We start from the raw sequence: 15,975 nt of genomic DNA on the forward strand, positions 1-15,975 counted from the left end.
GCGCCCTTTACTCGTAGCTGTTCAACTGGACGCCGGATACGCCACGCACCGCCGGTGCGCCCGCGCCACCGGGCGCGACCGGCTGCTGCGCCTGCCCGGCCGGCGCCAGCGCCGGCGGCGCATCCGTCGCGGGAACCGGCTGCGCGGTCTGCGCGCCTTGGCCGGGCGCCATGCCCTGCTGCGCCTCGCCCTCCGGTTCGATCTCCGCCGGCGCGGCCGCGCGCCGCGCCTGCTTGTCCCGATCCTGGCGCGCGATCAGCTCGCGCAGCTCGGCGGCCAGCTTGGTCGACTTGCCGGTGGTGGCCCAGTCGGCCGCGTTCTGCCCCTTGGTATCGCGCGTGGTGACGTCGGCGCCGGCCTTGAGCAGCAGCTCGACCATGGGCTTGCTGCCCGATAGCGCGGCCATCATCAGCGGCGTCTCGCCCGAAGGCCCGGGCGCGTTGACCATGGCCTTGTGCTGCAGCAGCAGTTGCGCCATCGCCAGCTGGCCCTTGGACGCGGCATAGTGCAGCGGCGTCCAGCCCAGGCGGTTGACCTGGGCGCCGCGCGCGATGAGCGCGCGCGCCCGCTCGGTCTGGCCCGCGATCGCCAGGTACATCAGCGGGGTCTCGCCGGCCGGATTCTCGGCGTTCACGTCCGTGCGGCGGTCGGCGGCGATGGCGTCGAACACGTTCCAGGCGCCGGCCACCACCGCGCGCATCAGCGCCGGCTGGCCATTCTGGAAGCGGACATTGGGATCGGCGCCTTGCGCCAGCACGTCCTTGATGTCGTCGGCGTAGTCGTTGGCCAGGTAGACCCACCAGTCGTTCGGATTGGCGGCCTGCGCCGCGTGGGCCGCCAGCGCCATCGCCATGGCTGCCAGCGCCTTGCGGGCGGACGGGAACGAGCCTCGGACGGGCGACGGACAGCGGGCGATCTGCATGGGAACCTCGCGATTCAACTTGAACTATTTTCTTAATTTATTTCTTTATCTTATTGAAAAGATTAAAGAAATTATCGGTTGACGCGCGCGCCACCTCGGCCACGGTGATGCCGCGCAGATCGGCGATCTTCTCGGCCACATGGATCACTTTGGACGGGTCGTTCAGCTTGCCACGGTAAGGCACCGGCGCCAGGTACGGCGAATCCGTTTCGATCAGCAGCCGGTCCAGCGGCACCTTGGCAGCGACCTCGTGCACGATCTGGGCATTCTTGAAGGTGACGATGCCGGACAGCGAGATATAAAAATTCTGCTCCAGCGCCGCCTGCGCGACCTCCCAGTTCTCGGTGAAACAGTGCATCACGCCGCCGACTTCACCAGCGTTTTCCTCGCGCAGCACGCGCACCGTGTCCTCGGCCGAGGCGCGCGTGTGCACGATCAGCGGCAGGCCGGTCTCGCGCGCCGCGCGGATATGACGGCGGAAGCGCTCGCGCTGCCAGTCCAACGGCTCGGACAGCCGGTAGTAGTCCAGCCCGGTCTCGCCGATGGCGACCACGCGGGGATGGGCCGACAGGCGCACCAGTTCTTCCACCGAAGGGTCCGGCGTGTCTTCGTAGTCCGGATGCACGCCCACCGACGCCCACAGATGGGCGTGCGGCTCGACCAGCGCCATCAAGCCGGGCCATTCGGGCATGTTGACGCTGACCACCAGCGCGTGCGTCACCTGGTTGGCGGCCATGCGCTCCAGGATGGCGGGCAGGTCGGCGGCCAGTTCGGGGAAATTCAGATGGCAGTGGGAATCGACGTACATGGAAATCCGGGTTGCGGGCGCCGCCCCTGGCCCTGGCCGGCGCCGCGCTCGTGCGGGCCGCGGGCGACGGGCGGCGCGGGACTACGCCAGGCAGGATAGCACCACGCGCTGCAGCGCGGAGTGGGCGAAAAGCTTGGCATTCAAGGGGTGCGTGGCCAGCGCGCGCTGGCGCGTCAGCCAGCGCGCGGCTTCGGCCACGCGGGCCGGCCGGGCGCGCGCGGCCACTTGCCCCACGCCCGCGCCCAGCGCGGGGAAGTAGCGCACCGGCGCGCCGGCGGCGGCCAGCATCAGGTCGGTATAGAAGCGTTGCAGCGCGTCGATCCAGTCGGTCGCCGGCACCTTTTCCAGCGCCTCGGCCAGCGTGCCCACATCGGGCGACTGGCCCTGCGCCAGCGGCGCGACCAACTGGCCCAGCCATGGGGGACAGGCGGCCTCGCCGCTCTGCGCCAAGCGCAGGGCCGCCAGCGGCGCGCCGCCGCCGGCCGCCAGCCATTCGCGGGCGGGTTCGACGTTCTGCTCGCGCAGCCATTGCAGCGCGGTGTCGGCATCGGGCGCCGGCAGGGGCAGGCGGCGGCAGCGCGACACCAGGGTCGGCAGCAGCCGGTCGGGCGCATCCGCCACCAGCAGGAACACCGTGTGGGGCGGCGGCTCTTCCAGCACCTTGAGCAGCGCGTTGGCCGAGACCACGTTCAGCGCATGGGCCGGATACAGCAGCGCCACGCGCCAGCCGCCCCGGTGGGTGGCGGTGTTGAACCAGGATTCCAACGCGCGGATCTGGTCGATGCGGATTTCCTTGGACGGCGCGCGCTTGGATGCGCTGCCGGCCACGGGCTCGGCGTCCTCGGCCTGTTCGGCGGCCTCGGCGCCCTCTTCCACCGCGATGGCTTCGGGACGGATGCGTCGCAGGTCGGGATGGTTGCCACTGGCGAACCAGGCGCAGGCCGCGCAATGGCCGCAGGCCAGGCCGTCTTGTGGCGTCTCGCAAAGCAGGCTGGCGGCGGCGGCCACGGCGAAGTCCAGCTTGCCGATGCCGGCCAGGCCGTGCACCAGCCACGCGTGGGCGAAGCGCTCGCGGTTGCCCAGCCAGTTGCGGGCGGTCTCGAGCTGCCAGGGCAGGAATTGCGGCGCGCTCACTGGGCTGGCCTCCTGTTCACGGAACCGATGCCAGTTCTCATGCGGGCACCTGCGGATGGACGAGGCGCATCATGCGCGTCCTTCGATCAAGGCCAGCAGGCCGGCTTCCAGCTCGGCCCGGATCTCGGGGATGGAACGGGTGGAATCGATCACGCGCATACGGTCCGGATCCGCCTTGGCGCGATCATGGTAGGCCGCGCGGGTGCGCTCGAAGAAGGCCGCGCCCTCGCGCTCGAAACGGTCTGGTTCGCGCGCGTCGGCCAGGCGCTGACGCGCCACTTCCAGCGGCACGTCGAACAGCCAGGTGCGGTCGGGCTGGCCCGCCTGCATCCAGGCTTCCAGCGCGGCCACGCGCTCGGCGCCCAGGCCGCGACCGCCGCCCTGGTAGGCATAGCTGGCGTCGGTATAGCGGTCGCAGACCACCCAGGCGCCGCGCGCCAGCGCCGGCTCGATCACCTGGCGCGCGTGTTCGCAGCGCGCGGCGAACATCAGCAACGTCTCGGTATCCAGGCCCATCGGGTCGTTCAGCACCAGGGCGCGCAGCTTCTCGCCCAGCGGCGTGCCGCCGGGCTCACGCGTGGCAACCACTTCCAGGCCCTGCCCGCGCAGGAAATCGGCGATCCAGCCGGTGTGGGTGCTCTTGCCTGCCCCGTCGACGCCTTCCAGCGTGATGAAACGTCCGCGCGAGGTCATTCGTCTTGTCCTTGTTGTTCCGGTTGCGCCGGCTGTTGGGCCGGCGACTGTGGCGCTGATTGCGGCTGCGCCGCCTGTTGCGGCGACTGCGGCTGCGCCGGCTCCGTCGGCTGGGCGGGCCGCGCGGGCTGCGCCGGCCGCGAGGGCTGCGCCTGCTGCCCCTGGCCCAGGATGTAGCGCGACACGTTGCGGTTGTGCTCGTTCAGGTTGACCGAGAATTCGCTGGTGCCGTTGCCCTTGGACACGAAGAACAGGTACTTGTGCTGTTCCGGCTGCACCGCGGCCAGCAGCGCCGCGCGGCCGGCCGCCGCGATCGGCGTGGGCGGCAGGCCGGGCCGGGTATAGGTGTTCCAGGGCGTGTCGGTCTGCAGGTCGCGCTTGCGGATGCGGCCCTGGTAGGCGTCGCCCATGCCGTAGATCACGGTGGGATCGGTCTGCAGCAGCATGCCGATCTTCAGGCGGTTGGCGAACACGCCCGAGACGCGCCGGCGGTCGGGTCCGTGGCCGGTTTCCTTTTCGATGATGGACGCCATCACCAGCGCCTCGTAGGGCGTGGCCATGGGCAGGTCGGCCTGGCGCTTGGCCCAGGTGTCGTCCAGGATGCGCTGGCCTTCCTGGTAGGCGCGGCGCAGCAGGTCGTAGTCGGTGCTGCCGGGCGTGAAGATATAGGTATCGGGGAAGAACAGGCCTTCGGGATGCTTGATGTCCGAGCCGAGCCGCGCCATCAGTTCCTCGTCGCTGATGTCGCCCAGGGTCTGCTTGACGTCCGGATGCTCGCGCAGCGCCTGACGGATCTGGCGGAAGGTCCAGCCTTCCAGGAAGGTGATCTGGCGCTGGGTCATATCGCCGCGCGCCATGCGTTCCAGCAGCTGCCACGGCGAATCGCCGTTGATGGCCTGGTAGCCGCCCGCCTTGATCAGCTTGTCCTGCTCGGACAGGCGCGCCATCCAGACGAAACCCGGCTCCCAGACCGGCACGCCGGCCGCGTTCAGCGCGCGTGCGACCGTGCGCGGGCTGCTGCCCGGATCCACCACGAAATCGATCCTGTCGGCCTTGAGCTGCATGGGCCGATGCATCCAATGCCAGGCGCCGCCAACGGCCGCCGCGGCGGCCAGCACCAGGAGCAGCAGGGACCACAGGAAATAAGAACGGAGTCGCTTCTTCATAAGTTCCGGAAGTTTAATGGATCGCGCGCGGGTCCGACGCTGGAAATCGGGACAGAATGGTACGCCACGCAGGCGACACGCCCCTGGACGGCGCGAGGAATTGGCCTAGAACCGCACCGAAGACGGCTATCATCGGATCTTTGAAGATGCGATGCGGCCCCATCCTGCGCGGGCCGCCACAAGACACGCCGCCATGCACGATTTCCTAGCTTCGATTCCGTCCAACGCCGAAGGTTGCGCCGCCTGCGCCCCGCTGGACGATTTCCTGGTCATTTCCGCCTCGGGCGCCGATGCGCTGACTTTCCTGCACGGCCAGCTGACCCAGGACGTCACCGGCCTACCGGCCGACGCCGCCCGCCTGGCCGGCTACTGCACCGCCAAGGGCCGGCTGCTGGCCACGCTGCTGATGTGGCGCGCCGCCCCGGGCGCCGGCGATGAGGCGCCGCAGCTGTACGCGCTGCTGCGCCAGGATCTGTCGCAAGCCTTGCTCAAGCGCCTGTCCATGTTCGTGCTGCGCGCCAAGGCCAAGCTGGCCGCGACCGCGCTGCACGCCTGCGGCGTGCGCGCCGCCAACGACGCCCAGCTGGCCGCGCTCGAAGCCGCCGCCGGCCCGCTGCCGCGCCAGACCTGGGAACGCGCCGAGCTGCCGTCGGGCACCTGGATCGCCGCGCCCTCGGCGGCCGGCGAACGGCGCTGGTGGTGGATCGCCTCGGACGCGCAGCTGGCCGGCGCCTCCGCCCTGGCCGGCGCGCTGACGCGGACGGACGCCGACGCCTGGAGCGCGGCCGACCTGGCCGCCGGCATCCCCTGGATCGGCGCCGCCACCCAGGATCTGTTCATTCCGCAGACCGTCAACCTGGAACTGATCCAGGGCGTGAGCTTCACCAAGGGCTGCTATCCCGGCCAGGAAGTGGTGGCGCGCAGCCACTACCGCGGCACGGTCAAGCGCCGCATGGCCTACGGCCGCGTCGAGGCGGGCGCCCAGGAAGGCGCGCTGGCGAACGTCGATGTGTATGACGCCGCGCAGCCGGACGAACCCGTGGGCCGCGTGATCGACGCGGCGCGCCATGCCGGCTCGGTCAGCGCCTTGTTCGAGATCGCGCTGGCCGCGCTGCCCGGCGACCTGCGCCTGGGCGCGGCCGACGGCCCGCGCATCGCGGTCGCGCCGCTGCCCTACTCCATCCAGCCTGAGTAAACACGCGTTCCAAGCGGGCGTTTGCCGGACGCGCGTCGCGCAGGCGTGCCTGCTGGCGCGCGCCTGCGTCCCGATCCGTGGAAAACGCTACACGGCCACGCCGAACAAGGCGCCCACGCCGGCCGTGACCGCCATGGCCAGCGCGCCCAGGATCGTGACGCGCAAGGCGGCCGGCCCCTTCGGCGCGCCGCCGGCGCCAGCGGCCAGCGCCCCCAGCGCGGCCAGACAGGCGATGGACGCGCCCGTCACGGTCCAGATCAACGGTCCGGTCGGCGTAAGCGCCGCCACCGCCAGGGGCAAGGCCGCGCCGCCCGCGAAACAGGCCGCCGACGCCACGGCCGCCTGCACCGGACGGGCGCGGTTGTGCAGCAGGATGCCCAGCTCATCGCGCGCATGCGCGTCCAGCGCGTCATGATGCGTCAGCTGGCTGGCGACCTGCGCCGCCAGGTCCGGCGACAGCCCGCGCTGCACATAGATCTCGGTCAGTTCGGCCAGTTCCTCGCCGGAATTGCGCTTGAGCGAGCGCTGTTCAAGCCGCAGGTCGGCCGCCTCGGTATCGGCCTGCGAACGCACTGACACGTATTCACCGGCAGCCATCGACAGGGCACCCGCCACCAGGCCGGCCAGCCCCGAGGTCAGGATGGCGCCATGCGCGGCCTGCGCCGCCGCCACCCCGGTGATCAGGCTGGCGGTGGACACGATGCCGTCGTTCGCGCCCAATACCGCCGCGCGCAGCCAGTTGCTGCGGAAAATCCGGTGATGCTCTTTTGCAGGCATGGTTTGCTCATAGATCCGTGACAAGACCCATGGCGCGCCAGAGGCGCGCCTGACGGCGGCCCGCAGCGCCCCCTTTCCAGGGAAGCGCTGCCGACACACCGAAGCGGGTCTACCGCTCTACTCTCACAGCGGTCAGCAAGCCTATCACGCAGAGCGTGGCCTGGCCTTGCGCGTGCGCATGGACTTCGACCTGGCAGATCGACAGGCGCCGGCCCGGCTTGACCACGCGGCCTGTGGCCGTGTAGCGCTCGCCCCTGGCCGGGGCCAGGAAGTTCATCTTGAACTCGGAAGTCAGCACATCCTGGCCCGGCTCGAACAGGCTGAAGGCGGCATAGCCGCCGGCCGTGTCGGCGATGGTGGTGGAAATGCCCGCATGCAGATAGCCGTTCTGCTGGCACAGGTCGGCGCGATACGGCAGCGTGATCTCCACCCTGCCCGGCTCGACCAAGCCTAGCTCGGCGCCCAGCAGGCGCATGATGCCCTGCTGCTCGAAGCTGGCGCGGGCCCGCTCAAGCGGGTCCGCCAGATGCATGCCGGCGCTCACCTCAGTCCTCGCGCTTGAGCAGATTGACGATGCTGGAAAAATCCAGCTTGCCCGAGCCGCCGGCGCTGTGCAGCGAATACAGGTTGCGCGCCAGCTCGCCCAGCGGGATCGAGGCGCGCGCCGCCAGCGCGGCCTCGGCCGCCAGGCCCAGGTCCTTGAGCATCAGGTCCACGCCGAAGCCGCCGGCGTAGCCCTTGGACGCGGGCGCGTGTTCCATCACGCCGGGCCAGGGGTTGTAGAGTTCGGTGGCCCAGTTGCGGCCCGAGCTCTTGGCGATGATGTCCGACAGCACCTTGGGGTCCAGGCCATTGGCCACGCCCAGCGCCAGCGCCTCGGAGGTGCCGGCCATCAGGATGCCGAGCAGCATGTTGTTGCAGATCTTGGCGACCTGGCCCGCGCCCGCCGCGCCGGCGTGGAAGATGTTCTTGCCCATTTTTTCCAGCACCGGACGGGCGCGCTCCAGCGCGGCGGGCAGGCCGCCGACGATGAAGGTCAGCGTGCCGGCGGCCGCGCCGCCGGTGCCGCCCGACACGGGCGCGTCGATCATGGCGATGCCGCGCGCCTCGGCGGCCTGCGCCACCTTGCGGGCCGAATCCGGCGCGATGGTGCTGCACTCGATGACCAGCGCGCTGGCCGGAATCTTGCCCAGCAGGTCCTCGCCCAGGTACAGCCCTTCCACGTGCTTGCTGGCGGGCAGCATCGAGATGACGACGTCGGCGCCCTGCACGGCGTCGGTCAGCGTCTTGACGGCGGCGGGCGCCAGATCGTAGACCGTCAGGCTGTGGCCGGCCTTGACCAGATTCAGCGCCATGGGCGCGCCCATATTGCCCAGGCCGATAAACGCGATGCTGCTCATGATGTCCTGTCTCCTGTTGCTTTTGCTATTGCTATTGCTGATGCTTGTAGGGGGAAATCGTTCAATGCCTCGTGCCTTGCCGCCGGCCTGGCCGCGTCCCGGGGACGCGGCCGCTCGCCGGCCCTAGCGCCCTTCCTTGCCCAGGTCGTCCAGCGGATGCGGCTGGCCCTCGGGCCAGGGTTCGTCGAAGAACTTCTGCACCCAGGCGTCCGTGGCCACGTCCAGCACCGCCGGGTTCCAGCGCGGCCGCTTGTCCTTGTCGATCAGCAGCGCGCGGATGCCCTCGGCGAAATCGCCATGCGCGGCACAAGCCAGCGCGGCGATGTACTCGGCGCGGAACACGTCGTCGAGCGAGCGCAGCCGCATGCGCTGCTGCAGCGCGAACGACAGGCGGACAGAACCGGGCGAGCCGGCCAGCATGGTGGACGCGGCGCGCGCCAGCCAGGGATCGTCGTGGTCCTTCAGCGCCGCCAGTTCCTCGTAGATCTCGTCGAGGCGGTTGCCGCTGCACAGATTGTTGATCAGGAAGGAATGCTGGCGCAGATGGCCGGGGTCCAACGGCGTCTGCGGCTCCAGCGCCGTCAACGCGCGCCGCAGCAGGCCGTCATTGATGGAACGCGGGGGGATCGCATCGCTGTCCGGCGCGGCCTGCGCCTGCCCGGCCCAGGGCTGGTCTTGCAGCGATTCCAGCAGCTTGGGCCAGTCGGCATGGTCCAGGCGGAAATCGGCCAGGCCGGCGAAGAAGGCGTCCGCCGTGTTCAGCTGCGCGCCGGTCAGCGCCAGGAACATGCCGATGCGGCCGGGCATGCGGTTGAGCAGCCAGCTGCCGCCGACGTCCGGGAACAGGCCGATGCTCACCTCGGGCATGGCCAGGCGCGAGGCCTCGCTCACCACGCGGTGGCTGGCGCCCATCATGAGCCCGATGCCGCCGCCCATGACGATGCCATGACCCCAGCACAGCACGGGCTTGGGATAGGTGTGGATGCGGTAGTCCAGCCGGTATTCCAGCTCGAAGAAGCGCCGCGCATAGGCGTTGGCCCAGGGCCCCTTGCCGGCGTTCTCGGTCATGCTGCGGTACAGCCCGTGCAGGTCGCCGCCGGCGCAGAACGCCTTCTCGCCCGCGCCTTGCAGCACCACCAGGGCCACGCCGGGATCGCGCGCCCAGGCATCCAGGCGCGCGGCCAGCAGTTCCACCATTTCCAGCGACAGGCCGTTCAGGGTCTGCGGCGAATTCAACGTCGCGATCCCGAAACGCATGCCATTGGCAGCGGCCCTTTCTTCAAACAGCACCGGTGCAGTCATCGTATGTCGGCTCCTTTTTCCAACAACTGGCGGGCGATGATCACGCGCATGATCTCATTCGTCCCCTCCAGAATCTGATGTACGCGAGTATCGCGCACCAGACGCTCCAAGGGATAGTCCCGCAGGTAGCCGTAGCCGCCGTGTATCTGTTGCGCATCCAGGCAGATCTGGAAGCCCATGTCGGTCGCGAAGCGCTTGGCCATGGCGCAGTAGGTGGCCGCGTCGGGCGCGCCACCGTCCAGCTTGCACGCCGCCAGGCGCACCATCTGGCGCGCGGCCACGAGATGGGTGGCCATGTCGGCCAGCTTGAATTGCAGCGCCTGGAATTCCGCCAGGCGGCGGTTGAACTGGCGGCGCTCGTCCATGTAGCGCCGGGCCGCGTCCAGCGCGCCCTGGGCCGCGCCGACCGAGCAGGTGCCGATGTTGATGCGACCGCCGTCCAGGCCCTTCATGGCGATCTTGAAGCCGTCGCCCTCGTTGCCCAGCAGATTGGCGGCCGGCACGCGCACGTTCTCGAACACGATGGGCCGGGTGGACTGGCTGTTCCAGCCCATCTTTTCTTCCTTGCGGCCATAGCTGATGCCGGCGCTGTCGGCGGGAATGGCAAAGGCGCTGATGCCGGCCGCGCCCTCGCCGCCGGTGCGCGCCATCACGATCAACAGATTGGTATCGCCGCCGCCCGAGATGAAGGCCTTGGCGCCGTTGACGATGTAGTCGCCACCCTGGCGCTGCGCGCGGGTCGACAGCGAGGCCGCGTCGGAGCCGGCGCCCGGTTCGGTCAGGCAGTACGAAGCCAGCTTCTCGCCGCTGGCCAGTTGCGGGCCCCATTCCTCGCGCAGCGCGGGCTGGCCCCAATGGCCCACCATCCAGGTGGCCATGTTGTGAATGGTCAGGAAGGCCGTGGTCGACGGATCCACCGCCGCCATTTCCTCGAACACCAGCGTGGCGTCCAGGCGCGGCAGGCCCAGGCCGCCGATCTCTTCACTGGCGTAGATGCCGCAAAAGCCCATCTCGCCCGCCCGCGCGAACGCTTCGCGCGGGAATATGCCCTCGGCGTCCCAGTGCGCCGCGTGGGGCGCCAGCTCGCCTTGCGCGTAGTCACGCGCCGCCTGCGCGAACGCGCGCTGCTCGTCGGTCAGTTCCAAGTCCACAGCCTAGTCTCCCGGTGGTATGAGTATTGTCTGTCGGCATCGCTGCCGTCTCGTGAACGTCAGCCCGCCGATTTTGACATGACGTTGACGTAAACGTAAGGGCAAACACGCCTGACGGCGCTGCGAGGCGCCCAACCGGGGTTCATGTTACGCCCGAAGCGCGGGCGGGATTTGTCTCGGCAGCGACAATGTCGCCAGAGGCGCCGGGCGGCGCCCAGGCGCTAGAGCAGCCCTGCGGGCCGTTCGCGTCCGTTCCTGGCCGTCAGCGCGCGCCGGTGCTCGGCCCGGCGGCGGCGCGATTCCTTCGGGTCGAAGGTCAGGCCACGGTAGATTTCCAGGCGGTCGCCGTCGTTCAGGGCCGTATCCGGCCTGACCGCGCGCCCGAACACGCCCACGCCGGCCTGCCAGGGGTCGTTGCGGGGAAAATCGGCGGCGAACCCGCTGGCCGCAATGGCCTCGGCCGCCGTCGCGCCGGCCGGCAGGCGCAGCACCCGCGTCCAGACCTGGTCCGGCAATGCGTGACAGACGCTGACGCCTATGTCCTCATTCGCCATACTTGGCCTGCGCGCGCTTGGTGAAGGAATCGATGAAGCTGGTGGCGATGCGGTTGAATACCGGCCCCACCACCATTTCCAGCGCCCGGTTCGAGAACGCGTATTCCATGGTGAACAGCACCTTGCAGGCGTCTTCCGCCAGCGGCTGGAATTCCCAGTGGCCGACCAGGCTGGAGAACGGGCCGTCCACCAACCGCAGGTCGATGCGGTCGGGATAGACGTGCGTGTTGCGCGTGGTGAAGCGCTGCTTCATGCCCGCGAAGCTGATCAGGATGGAGGCCTGCATGCCATGCTCGTCGCGGGTCTGGACCTCGGCGCCGCCACACCAGGGCATGAATTCCGGGTACTTTTCCACGTCCGCGACCAGATCGAACATCTGGGCGGCGCTGTAGGGCACCAGGACGGATCGTTGTACTTTGTGCATCGACTATCGCAAATGGCTAGAATGACAAGATTTTACCGGTCCCGCTCGTCGATCCCAACCCGGGACGAAATTGTGGCGCGGGCACTGACGCAAACTCCGGTGCGGACGTCGACGCAAACGCCGTTGCAGCCCCGCTGGCGCGAACCCCGGTGAAAAATCCCAGAGCAAAGACCCACTCCTGCTTGCCAGGGGGAAGAACAGAACAGGCTTTATGAGCATTATCGACAACCGCAAGGCCACGCACGACTATTTCATCGAGGACCGCTACGAGGCCGGCCTGGTCCTGCAGGGCTGGGAAGTCAAGGCGATCCGTGACGGTCGCGTGCAGCTCAAGGAAAGCTATGTCATCGTGCGCGACGGCGAGCTGTTCCTGCTGGGGATGCACGTCAGCCCCCTGCCCACGGCCTCGACCCACATCCATCCCGATGCCATGCGCACGCGCAAGCTGCTGCTCAAGGCCGAGGAAATCAGCAAGCTGATCGGCAAGGTCGAGCAGCGCGGCTACACGCTGGTGCCGCTGAACCTGCACTACAAGAACGGCCGCATCAAGCTGGATTTCGCGCTCGGCCGCGGCAAGAAGCTCTACGACAAGCGCGACACCTCGCGCGAGAAGGATTGGCAGCGCGAGAAAGAGCGCTTGATGAAGCACGACACGCGCCGCAAGGACAACTAGTGTGCTGTCCCGTAGGTACGTCCGCATGACGAAATTCATCCATAGACGTCAGGGCTAGGCGCAAACCGCAGTGATACCCGTAGGTATCGCGAGGATTTGCAACGACGCCATGGCGGCTAGGGGTGGATTTCGTGCGGGCGTATCTGCGGGACAGCACACTAGCAGCGCTTGCCGGCCCCAGGCCCGGTCCCGCTCAGGCCGTTATCGCCGCGCGCTCGGCCGGCTCGGCTTCGACGCCCGGCCCGCTGATGCGGTTGCGCCCGGCGGCCTTCGACGCGTACAGCTTGCGGTCGGCGCGCTCGAACAGCGATTGCAGGTTCTCGCCCGGGATCCACTCGGCCACGCCCGCGCTGAACGTGTACGAGATCGCACCGCCGCCATGGCCGCAAGGCGTGCGCCGCACCGATTCCAGCAAGCGCCCCGCCACCTCCATCACAGCCTCGCCGCGCGAGTCGGGAAACATCACCGCGAACTCCTCGCCCCCGACGCGGCCGGCATGGTCGCTGGAACGCAGCGTGGCGATCGCCAGCAGGCCGAAGTGCCGCAGCACGGCGTCGCCCACGGCATGGCCGTGCAGGTCGTTGATGCGCTTGAAATGATCGATGTCCAACAGCAGCAGGGTCAGCGGCCGACGCGTGCGCAGGGCCTGGGCGCAGTAGCGCTCGGCCTGCAGCCACCAGGCCTTGCGCGACAGGAGACCGGTCAGGAAGTCCGTGTTCGCTTCCTGTTCGCGCTCGGCCAGCATGCGGTCGTGGATGATCATGATGGTGCCCAGCATCAGGCAGGGCAGCGTCAACAGCCCCAGCGTCAGGAAGACGACATTCCAGGTGGTGGCTTCAAGCAGCGCCCAGGTATGCGCCACGCCCGTCATGTACAGCACCGCGCGCAGCCCGCAAACGGCGGCCGACGCGGCGGCCACCGTCCAGACGAACCAATAGGCGTAGCGCGAACGATTTTGCGGCATGCCGCCGCGCACCGTCGCGGCCGTGGCCAGCATGAAACCCGCCTGCAGCAGCGACATGGCGGAGATGCGCAGCGCCACGCGCGGCTCGACATAGGTGTACGCCGCGACCGCCAGCAAGGCCGCGATCGCCGACAGCGCCATCAGGCGCCGCGGCACCGTGCGCCCCATCATGCGCCGCACGCCCGTGAAATAGCAGCACAGCGCCAATGCGACCAGCGCATTGGGCAGCAGCACGGACAACCACAAGGGCGCGGCCGTAACCTGCAACGCATATCCGCCGAAAGCCGCCAGCGTCAGCAGGTTGGCCCGGATGCTCTCGCCGATGCCGGCCATGCCGCTGCGCGCCAGCGATCCCAGCACGCACAAGGACAGCAAGCCCGCCAGCGCCGCGATCGATAGCAAATGGACGGGAGCGATCATCTTGCAAGCGCCCGCGGGCGGGTCTTCAGCCGGTCTTGGTGCCCTTGACGATGGTCATGGCCGAGGCGATCATGCCGCCCACGTCGGCCAGGTTGGCCGGCAGGATCAGCGTGTTGCCCTGCTTGGCCACGTTGCCGAAGGCCTCGACATAGCGCTCGGCCACCTTCAGGTTGACGGCTTCCATGCCGCCGGGCTGGCGCACCGCCTCGGCCACCTGCGTCACCGCCTTGGCGGTGGCTTCGGCGATCGCCAGCACGGCGGCGGCCTCGCCCTGGGCCTGGTTGATCTGGGCCTGCTTCTCGCCCTCGGAGCGGGCAATGGCGGCCTCGCGCTCGCCGGTCGCGATGTTGATCTGTTCCTGGCGACGGCCTTCGGACGCGGCGATCAGCGCGCGCTTCTCGCGCTCGGCCGTGATCTGCGCCTGCATCGAGCGCAGGATTTCATTGGGCGGCGTCAGGTCCTTGATCTCGTAGCGCAGCACCTTCACGCCCCAGTTCAGCGCGGCCTCGTCCAGCGAGGACACGATGGTGCTGTTGATGGCGTCGCGCTCTTCGAAGGTGCGGTCCAGTTCCATCTTGCCGATGACCGAGCGCAGCGTGGTCTGCGCCAGCTGCGTGATCGCCAGGATGTAGTTCGACGCGCCGTAGGACGCGCGCATCGGGTCCGTGACCTGGAAGTACAGCACGCCGTCGACCTGCAGCTGGGTGTTGTCGCGCGTGATGCAGACCTGGCTGGGCACGTCCAGCGGGATTTCCTTGAGCGAGTGCTTGTAGGCCACGCGCTCGATGAACGGGATGACGAAGGCGGCGCCGGGTGACAGCACGCGATCGAACTTGCCAAGGCGTTCGACGACCCAGGCGTGCTGCTGCGGCACGATGGCGATCGCCTTGATGACGATCAGGATCGCCAGCGCCACGATGACGACGAGGACGATGGTGGAAGTTTCGATCATGGTGTGTATCCCTCTTCTTGGTTGGTTGCCCGGACGCTCCGCTCGCGCAAGGCGCCCCTGGCCGGCCCCGCCGGACCGGGACTAGCGCGCGCCGCCGGATGCGTTCCTGGGCGTGAGCACCAGGCGCGTGCCGCGCAATTCGGTGATGACATGCTCGCCGCCATGGGGCGCGTGCCCCTCGGCCAGTTCAGCCTGCCAGTGAGCGCCGCGATACCAGACGCGGGCCGTGCGGTTGTCGGACCAGGCTTCCACCGACACGATCTGCCCGATGTCCAGGTTGACGTCGGCATTGCTGGCCGCGTCGACCTCGCGCTTTTTCAGCACGCGGGTCTTGCGCAAGATCACCAGCCCCAGCAGCACCACGACGCCGCAGGCGAGCAACTGCCATTCCAGGCCGGCGTTCAGCCAGGCCGCCACGCCGCCGCCAGCCAGGCCCAGGGCCACCAGCAGCAAATAGAACGTTCCCGTCGCCAGTTCGCCAATCAGCGCCAGCGCGGCCAATCCCAGCCATATCCACATATTGTCCGGTCCGCCTCAGGAAAGAATGTCAATATCCAGCGGATTGTACGTATTTCCGGGACGGAGCGTGCACGTCGCCGCCCGTGCCCAGTCTGGCGCTGGATTATGATGCGGCTATGGCAGACGCTGTTCCGCACGGGCAGCGTGTATTCAATATATGGACTTATGACCGCAACGCCCCCCGCCCTACCCGTCCTGATCCTGCACACCGGAGATCCGGAACCCTCCCTGAAAGAACGGTTCGGCAGCTATGCCGAGCAGATCGCCGTGGCGGCGGGCCTGGAGGCCGGCGAGGTCGAGGTGGTGCCGGTGCATGAAGGCGCGCGCCCCCGCGCACCGCAATACTATCGGGCCGCCCTGATCACCGGCTCGCCCGCCATGGTCACCGACCGCGAGCCCTGGAGCGAGGACACCGCCGCCTGGCTGCGCGAGGCCGCCGCCGCCGGACTGCCCATGTTCGGCGTCTGTTACGGCCACCAGCTGCTGGCCCATGCGCTGGGCGGCAAGGTCGGCTACAACCCCACCGGCAGCGAGCTGGGCACCCAGACCGTGGAGCTGCTGCCGCCGGCGGCCGGCGACCAGCTGCTGGACGGCCTGCCCGCCAGCTTCCCGGCCCAGATGCTACATGCGCAGACCGTGCTGCAACCGCCGCCGGGCGCGGCCGTGCTGGCCCGGTCCGACCAGGATCCGCACCAGATGTTCCGCGTCGGCCCGAACGTGTTCTCGACCCAGTTCCACCCCGAATTCGGCCCGGACTTCGTGCGCGCCCACCTGGAACGCTACCAGCGCAAGTACATGGCGGAAAACCTGGACGTGCCCGGCCTGGCCGCCAATGTGCGCGCCACGCCGGTCGCCGGCGGGCTGCTGCGCCGCTTCCTGGATCTCTGCGCCCCCGCCGCCAGCCGTCCGCAATAAGCGGAG

At 68.9% G+C, this 15,975-nt stretch carries 18 protein-coding genes; 3 read left to right on the forward strand and 15 right to left on the reverse strand.

The window, feature by feature from the left end:
- Positions 1–7: 7 nt before the first annotated feature.
- The 5 genes from AC6LJ5_RS14935 to mltG all read right to left on the reverse strand — a co-directional run bounded on the left by AC6LJ5_RS14935 (position 8) and on the right by mltG (position 4,723).
- A complete protein-coding gene (locus tag AC6LJ5_RS14935; RefSeq protein WP_498140876.1) occupies positions 8–922 on the reverse strand; it encodes an ankyrin repeat domain-containing protein in 915 nt (304 codons plus the stop codon).
- Between the two features lie 37 nt (positions 923–959).
- Positions 960–1,730 carry a TatD family hydrolase gene (locus tag AC6LJ5_RS14940; RefSeq protein WP_103274107.1) on the reverse strand — a complete coding sequence of 257 codons (771 nt, stop codon included), beginning with the start codon at positions 1,728–1,730 and terminating at the stop codon, positions 960–962.
- An 81-nt stretch (positions 1,731–1,811) separates the two neighbouring features.
- Entirely contained in the window at positions 1,812–2,864 is a 1,053-nt protein-coding gene (gene holB / locus AC6LJ5_RS14945; RefSeq protein ID WP_498140877.1) for a DNA polymerase III subunit delta', read from the reverse strand.
- 69 nt (positions 2,865–2,933) lie between these two features.
- The gene (gene tmk / locus AC6LJ5_RS14950) at positions 2,934–3,557 is read right to left on the reverse strand and encodes a dTMP kinase (RefSeq protein ID WP_498140878.1); all 624 of its coding nucleotides are present in this window, start codon (positions 3,555–3,557) and stop codon (positions 2,934–2,936) included.
- Positions 3,554–4,723 (reverse strand): endolytic transglycosylase MltG, encoded by a 1,170-nt coding sequence (gene mltG, locus AC6LJ5_RS14955; RefSeq protein ID WP_103274104.1) that lies wholly within the window; start codon positions 4,721–4,723, stop codon positions 3,554–3,556. The genes tmk and mltG overlap by 4 nt, the downstream gene beginning before the upstream one ends.
- Positions 4,724–4,916: 193 nt before the next feature.
- Between mltG and ygfZ the strand changes: the two genes are divergently transcribed.
- Complete coding sequence (ygfZ, locus tag AC6LJ5_RS14960) at positions 4,917–5,918, forward strand: CAF17-like 4Fe-4S cluster assembly/insertion protein YgfZ (protein WP_498140879.1); 1,002 nt, start codon at positions 4,917–4,919, stop codon at positions 5,916–5,918.
- Between the two features lie 87 nt (positions 5,919–6,005).
- Here the strand turns inward: ygfZ and AC6LJ5_RS14965 are convergent, their stop codons facing one another.
- The 7 genes from AC6LJ5_RS14965 to AC6LJ5_RS14995 all read right to left on the reverse strand — a co-directional run bounded on the left by AC6LJ5_RS14965 (position 6,006) and on the right by AC6LJ5_RS14995 (position 11,526).
- On the reverse strand, positions 6,006–6,695 hold the full coding sequence (locus tag AC6LJ5_RS14965; protein ID WP_498140880.1) for a VIT1/CCC1 transporter family protein: 690 nt from the start codon (positions 6,693–6,695) through the stop codon (positions 6,006–6,008).
- A 109-nt stretch (positions 6,696–6,804) separates the two neighbouring features.
- Positions 6,805–7,227: a PaaI family thioesterase gene (locus AC6LJ5_RS14970; protein ID WP_498140881.1), complete on the reverse strand. Its 423-nt coding sequence runs from the start codon at positions 7,225–7,227 to the stop codon at positions 6,805–6,807.
- A gap of 13 nt (positions 7,228–7,240) precedes the next feature.
- Positions 7,241–8,095 carry a 3-hydroxyisobutyrate dehydrogenase gene (mmsB, locus tag AC6LJ5_RS14975; RefSeq protein WP_498140882.1) on the reverse strand — a complete coding sequence of 285 codons (855 nt, stop codon included), beginning with the start codon at positions 8,093–8,095 and terminating at the stop codon, positions 7,241–7,243.
- Positions 8,096–8,218: 123 nt separating this feature from the next.
- Positions 8,219–9,397, reverse strand: coding sequence for an enoyl-CoA hydratase/isomerase family protein (locus tag AC6LJ5_RS14980; protein WP_498140883.1), 1,179 nt, complete (start codon positions 9,395–9,397; stop codon positions 8,219–8,221).
- On the reverse strand, positions 9,394–10,548 hold the full coding sequence (locus AC6LJ5_RS14985; protein WP_392412879.1) for an acyl-CoA dehydrogenase family protein: 1,155 nt from the start codon (positions 10,546–10,548) through the stop codon (positions 9,394–9,396). The genes AC6LJ5_RS14980 and AC6LJ5_RS14985 overlap by 4 nt, the downstream gene beginning before the upstream one ends.
- Positions 10,549–10,769: 221 nt before the next feature.
- A complete protein-coding gene (locus tag AC6LJ5_RS14990) occupies positions 10,770–11,102 on the reverse strand; it encodes an RnfH family protein (RefSeq protein WP_103274098.1) in 333 nt (110 codons plus the stop codon).
- Positions 11,092–11,526, reverse strand: coding sequence for a type II toxin-antitoxin system RatA family toxin (locus AC6LJ5_RS14995; RefSeq protein WP_103274097.1), 435 nt, complete (start codon positions 11,524–11,526; stop codon positions 11,092–11,094). Before AC6LJ5_RS14995 ends, AC6LJ5_RS14990 begins: the two co-directional genes overlap by 11 nt.
- A gap of 178 nt (positions 11,527–11,704) precedes the next feature.
- Here AC6LJ5_RS14995 and smpB point away from each other — a divergent pair, with 178 nt between their 5' ends.
- The gene (gene smpB, locus AC6LJ5_RS15000; protein WP_283093843.1) at positions 11,705–12,199 is read left to right on the forward strand and encodes an SsrA-binding protein SmpB; all 495 of its coding nucleotides are present in this window, start codon (positions 11,705–11,707) and stop codon (positions 12,197–12,199) included.
- Positions 12,200–12,392: 193 nt separating this feature from the next.
- Here smpB and AC6LJ5_RS15005 read toward each other — a convergent pair whose 3' ends face one another.
- The 3 genes from AC6LJ5_RS15005 to AC6LJ5_RS15015 form a co-directional block, all read right to left on the reverse strand.
- On the reverse strand, positions 12,393–13,583 hold the full coding sequence (locus AC6LJ5_RS15005; protein ID WP_498140884.1) for a GGDEF domain-containing protein: 1,191 nt from the start codon (positions 13,581–13,583) through the stop codon (positions 12,393–12,395).
- A gap of 25 nt (positions 13,584–13,608) precedes the next feature.
- Positions 13,609–14,535: an SPFH domain-containing protein gene (locus tag AC6LJ5_RS15010; protein ID WP_103274094.1), complete on the reverse strand. Its 927-nt coding sequence runs from the start codon at positions 14,533–14,535 to the stop codon at positions 13,609–13,611.
- Between the two features lie 81 nt (positions 14,536–14,616).
- The gene (locus AC6LJ5_RS15015; RefSeq protein WP_103274093.1) at positions 14,617–15,054 is read right to left on the reverse strand and encodes an NfeD family protein; all 438 of its coding nucleotides are present in this window, start codon (positions 15,052–15,054) and stop codon (positions 14,617–14,619) included.
- 165 nt (positions 15,055–15,219) lie between these two features.
- Here AC6LJ5_RS15015 and AC6LJ5_RS15020 point away from each other — a divergent pair, with 165 nt between their 5' ends.
- Positions 15,220–15,969, forward strand: a complete 750-nt coding sequence (locus AC6LJ5_RS15020; RefSeq protein ID WP_103274092.1) for a glutamine amidotransferase — start codon at positions 15,220–15,222, stop codon at positions 15,967–15,969.
- Positions 15,970–15,975 lie beyond the last annotated feature (6 nt).

Source organism: Achromobacter sp. 1011791174 (genome assembly GCF_059760925.1).

Bases quoted from the DNA above. Each gene is read 5' to 3' on its own strand.
- mltG (WP_103274104.1), bottom strand. From the start codon at position 4,723: ATGAAGAAGCGACTCCGTTCTTATTTCCTGTGGTCCCTGCTGCTCCTG.
- AC6LJ5_RS15005 (WP_498140884.1), bottom strand. From the start codon at position 13,583: ATGATCGCTCCCGTCCATTTGCTATCGATCGCGGCGCTGGCGGGCTTG.
- tmk (WP_498140878.1), bottom strand. From the start codon at position 3,557: ATGACCTCGCGCGGACGTTTCATCACGCTGGAAGGCGTCGACGGGGCA.
- AC6LJ5_RS14970 (WP_498140881.1), bottom strand. From the start codon at position 7,227: ATGCATCTGGCGGACCCGCTTGAGCGGGCCCGCGCCAGCTTCGAGCAG.
- AC6LJ5_RS15010 (WP_103274094.1), bottom strand. From the start codon at position 14,535: ATGATCGAAACTTCCACCATCGTCCTCGTCGTCATCGTGGCGCTGGCG.
- ygfZ (WP_498140879.1), top strand. From the start codon at position 4,917: ATGCACGATTTCCTAGCTTCGATTCCGTCCAACGCCGAAGGTTGCGCC.
- AC6LJ5_RS15020 (WP_103274092.1), top strand. From the start codon at position 15,220: ATGACCGCAACGCCCCCCGCCCTACCCGTCCTGATCCTGCACACCGGA.
- AC6LJ5_RS14940 (WP_103274107.1), bottom strand. From the start codon at position 1,730: ATGTACGTCGATTCCCACTGCCATCTGAATTTCCCCGAACTGGCCGCC.
- AC6LJ5_RS14980 (WP_498140883.1), bottom strand. From the start codon at position 9,397: ATGACTGCACCGGTGCTGTTTGAAGAAAGGGCCGCTGCCAATGGCATG.
- AC6LJ5_RS14995 (WP_103274097.1), bottom strand. From the start codon at position 11,526: ATGCACAAAGTACAACGATCCGTCCTGGTGCCCTACAGCGCCGCCCAG.
- AC6LJ5_RS15015 (WP_103274093.1), bottom strand. From the start codon at position 15,054: ATGTGGATATGGCTGGGATTGGCCGCGCTGGCGCTGATTGGCGAACTG.
- AC6LJ5_RS14935 (WP_498140876.1), bottom strand. From the start codon at position 922: ATGCAGATCGCCCGCTGTCCGTCGCCCGTCCGAGGCTCGTTCCCGTCC.
- AC6LJ5_RS14990 (WP_103274098.1), bottom strand. From the start codon at position 11,102: ATGGCGAATGAGGACATAGGCGTCAGCGTCTGTCACGCATTGCCGGAC.
- AC6LJ5_RS14965 (WP_498140880.1), bottom strand. From the start codon at position 6,695: ATGCCTGCAAAAGAGCATCACCGGATTTTCCGCAGCAACTGGCTGCGC.
- mmsB (WP_498140882.1), bottom strand. From the start codon at position 8,095: ATGAGCAGCATCGCGTTTATCGGCCTGGGCAATATGGGCGCGCCCATG.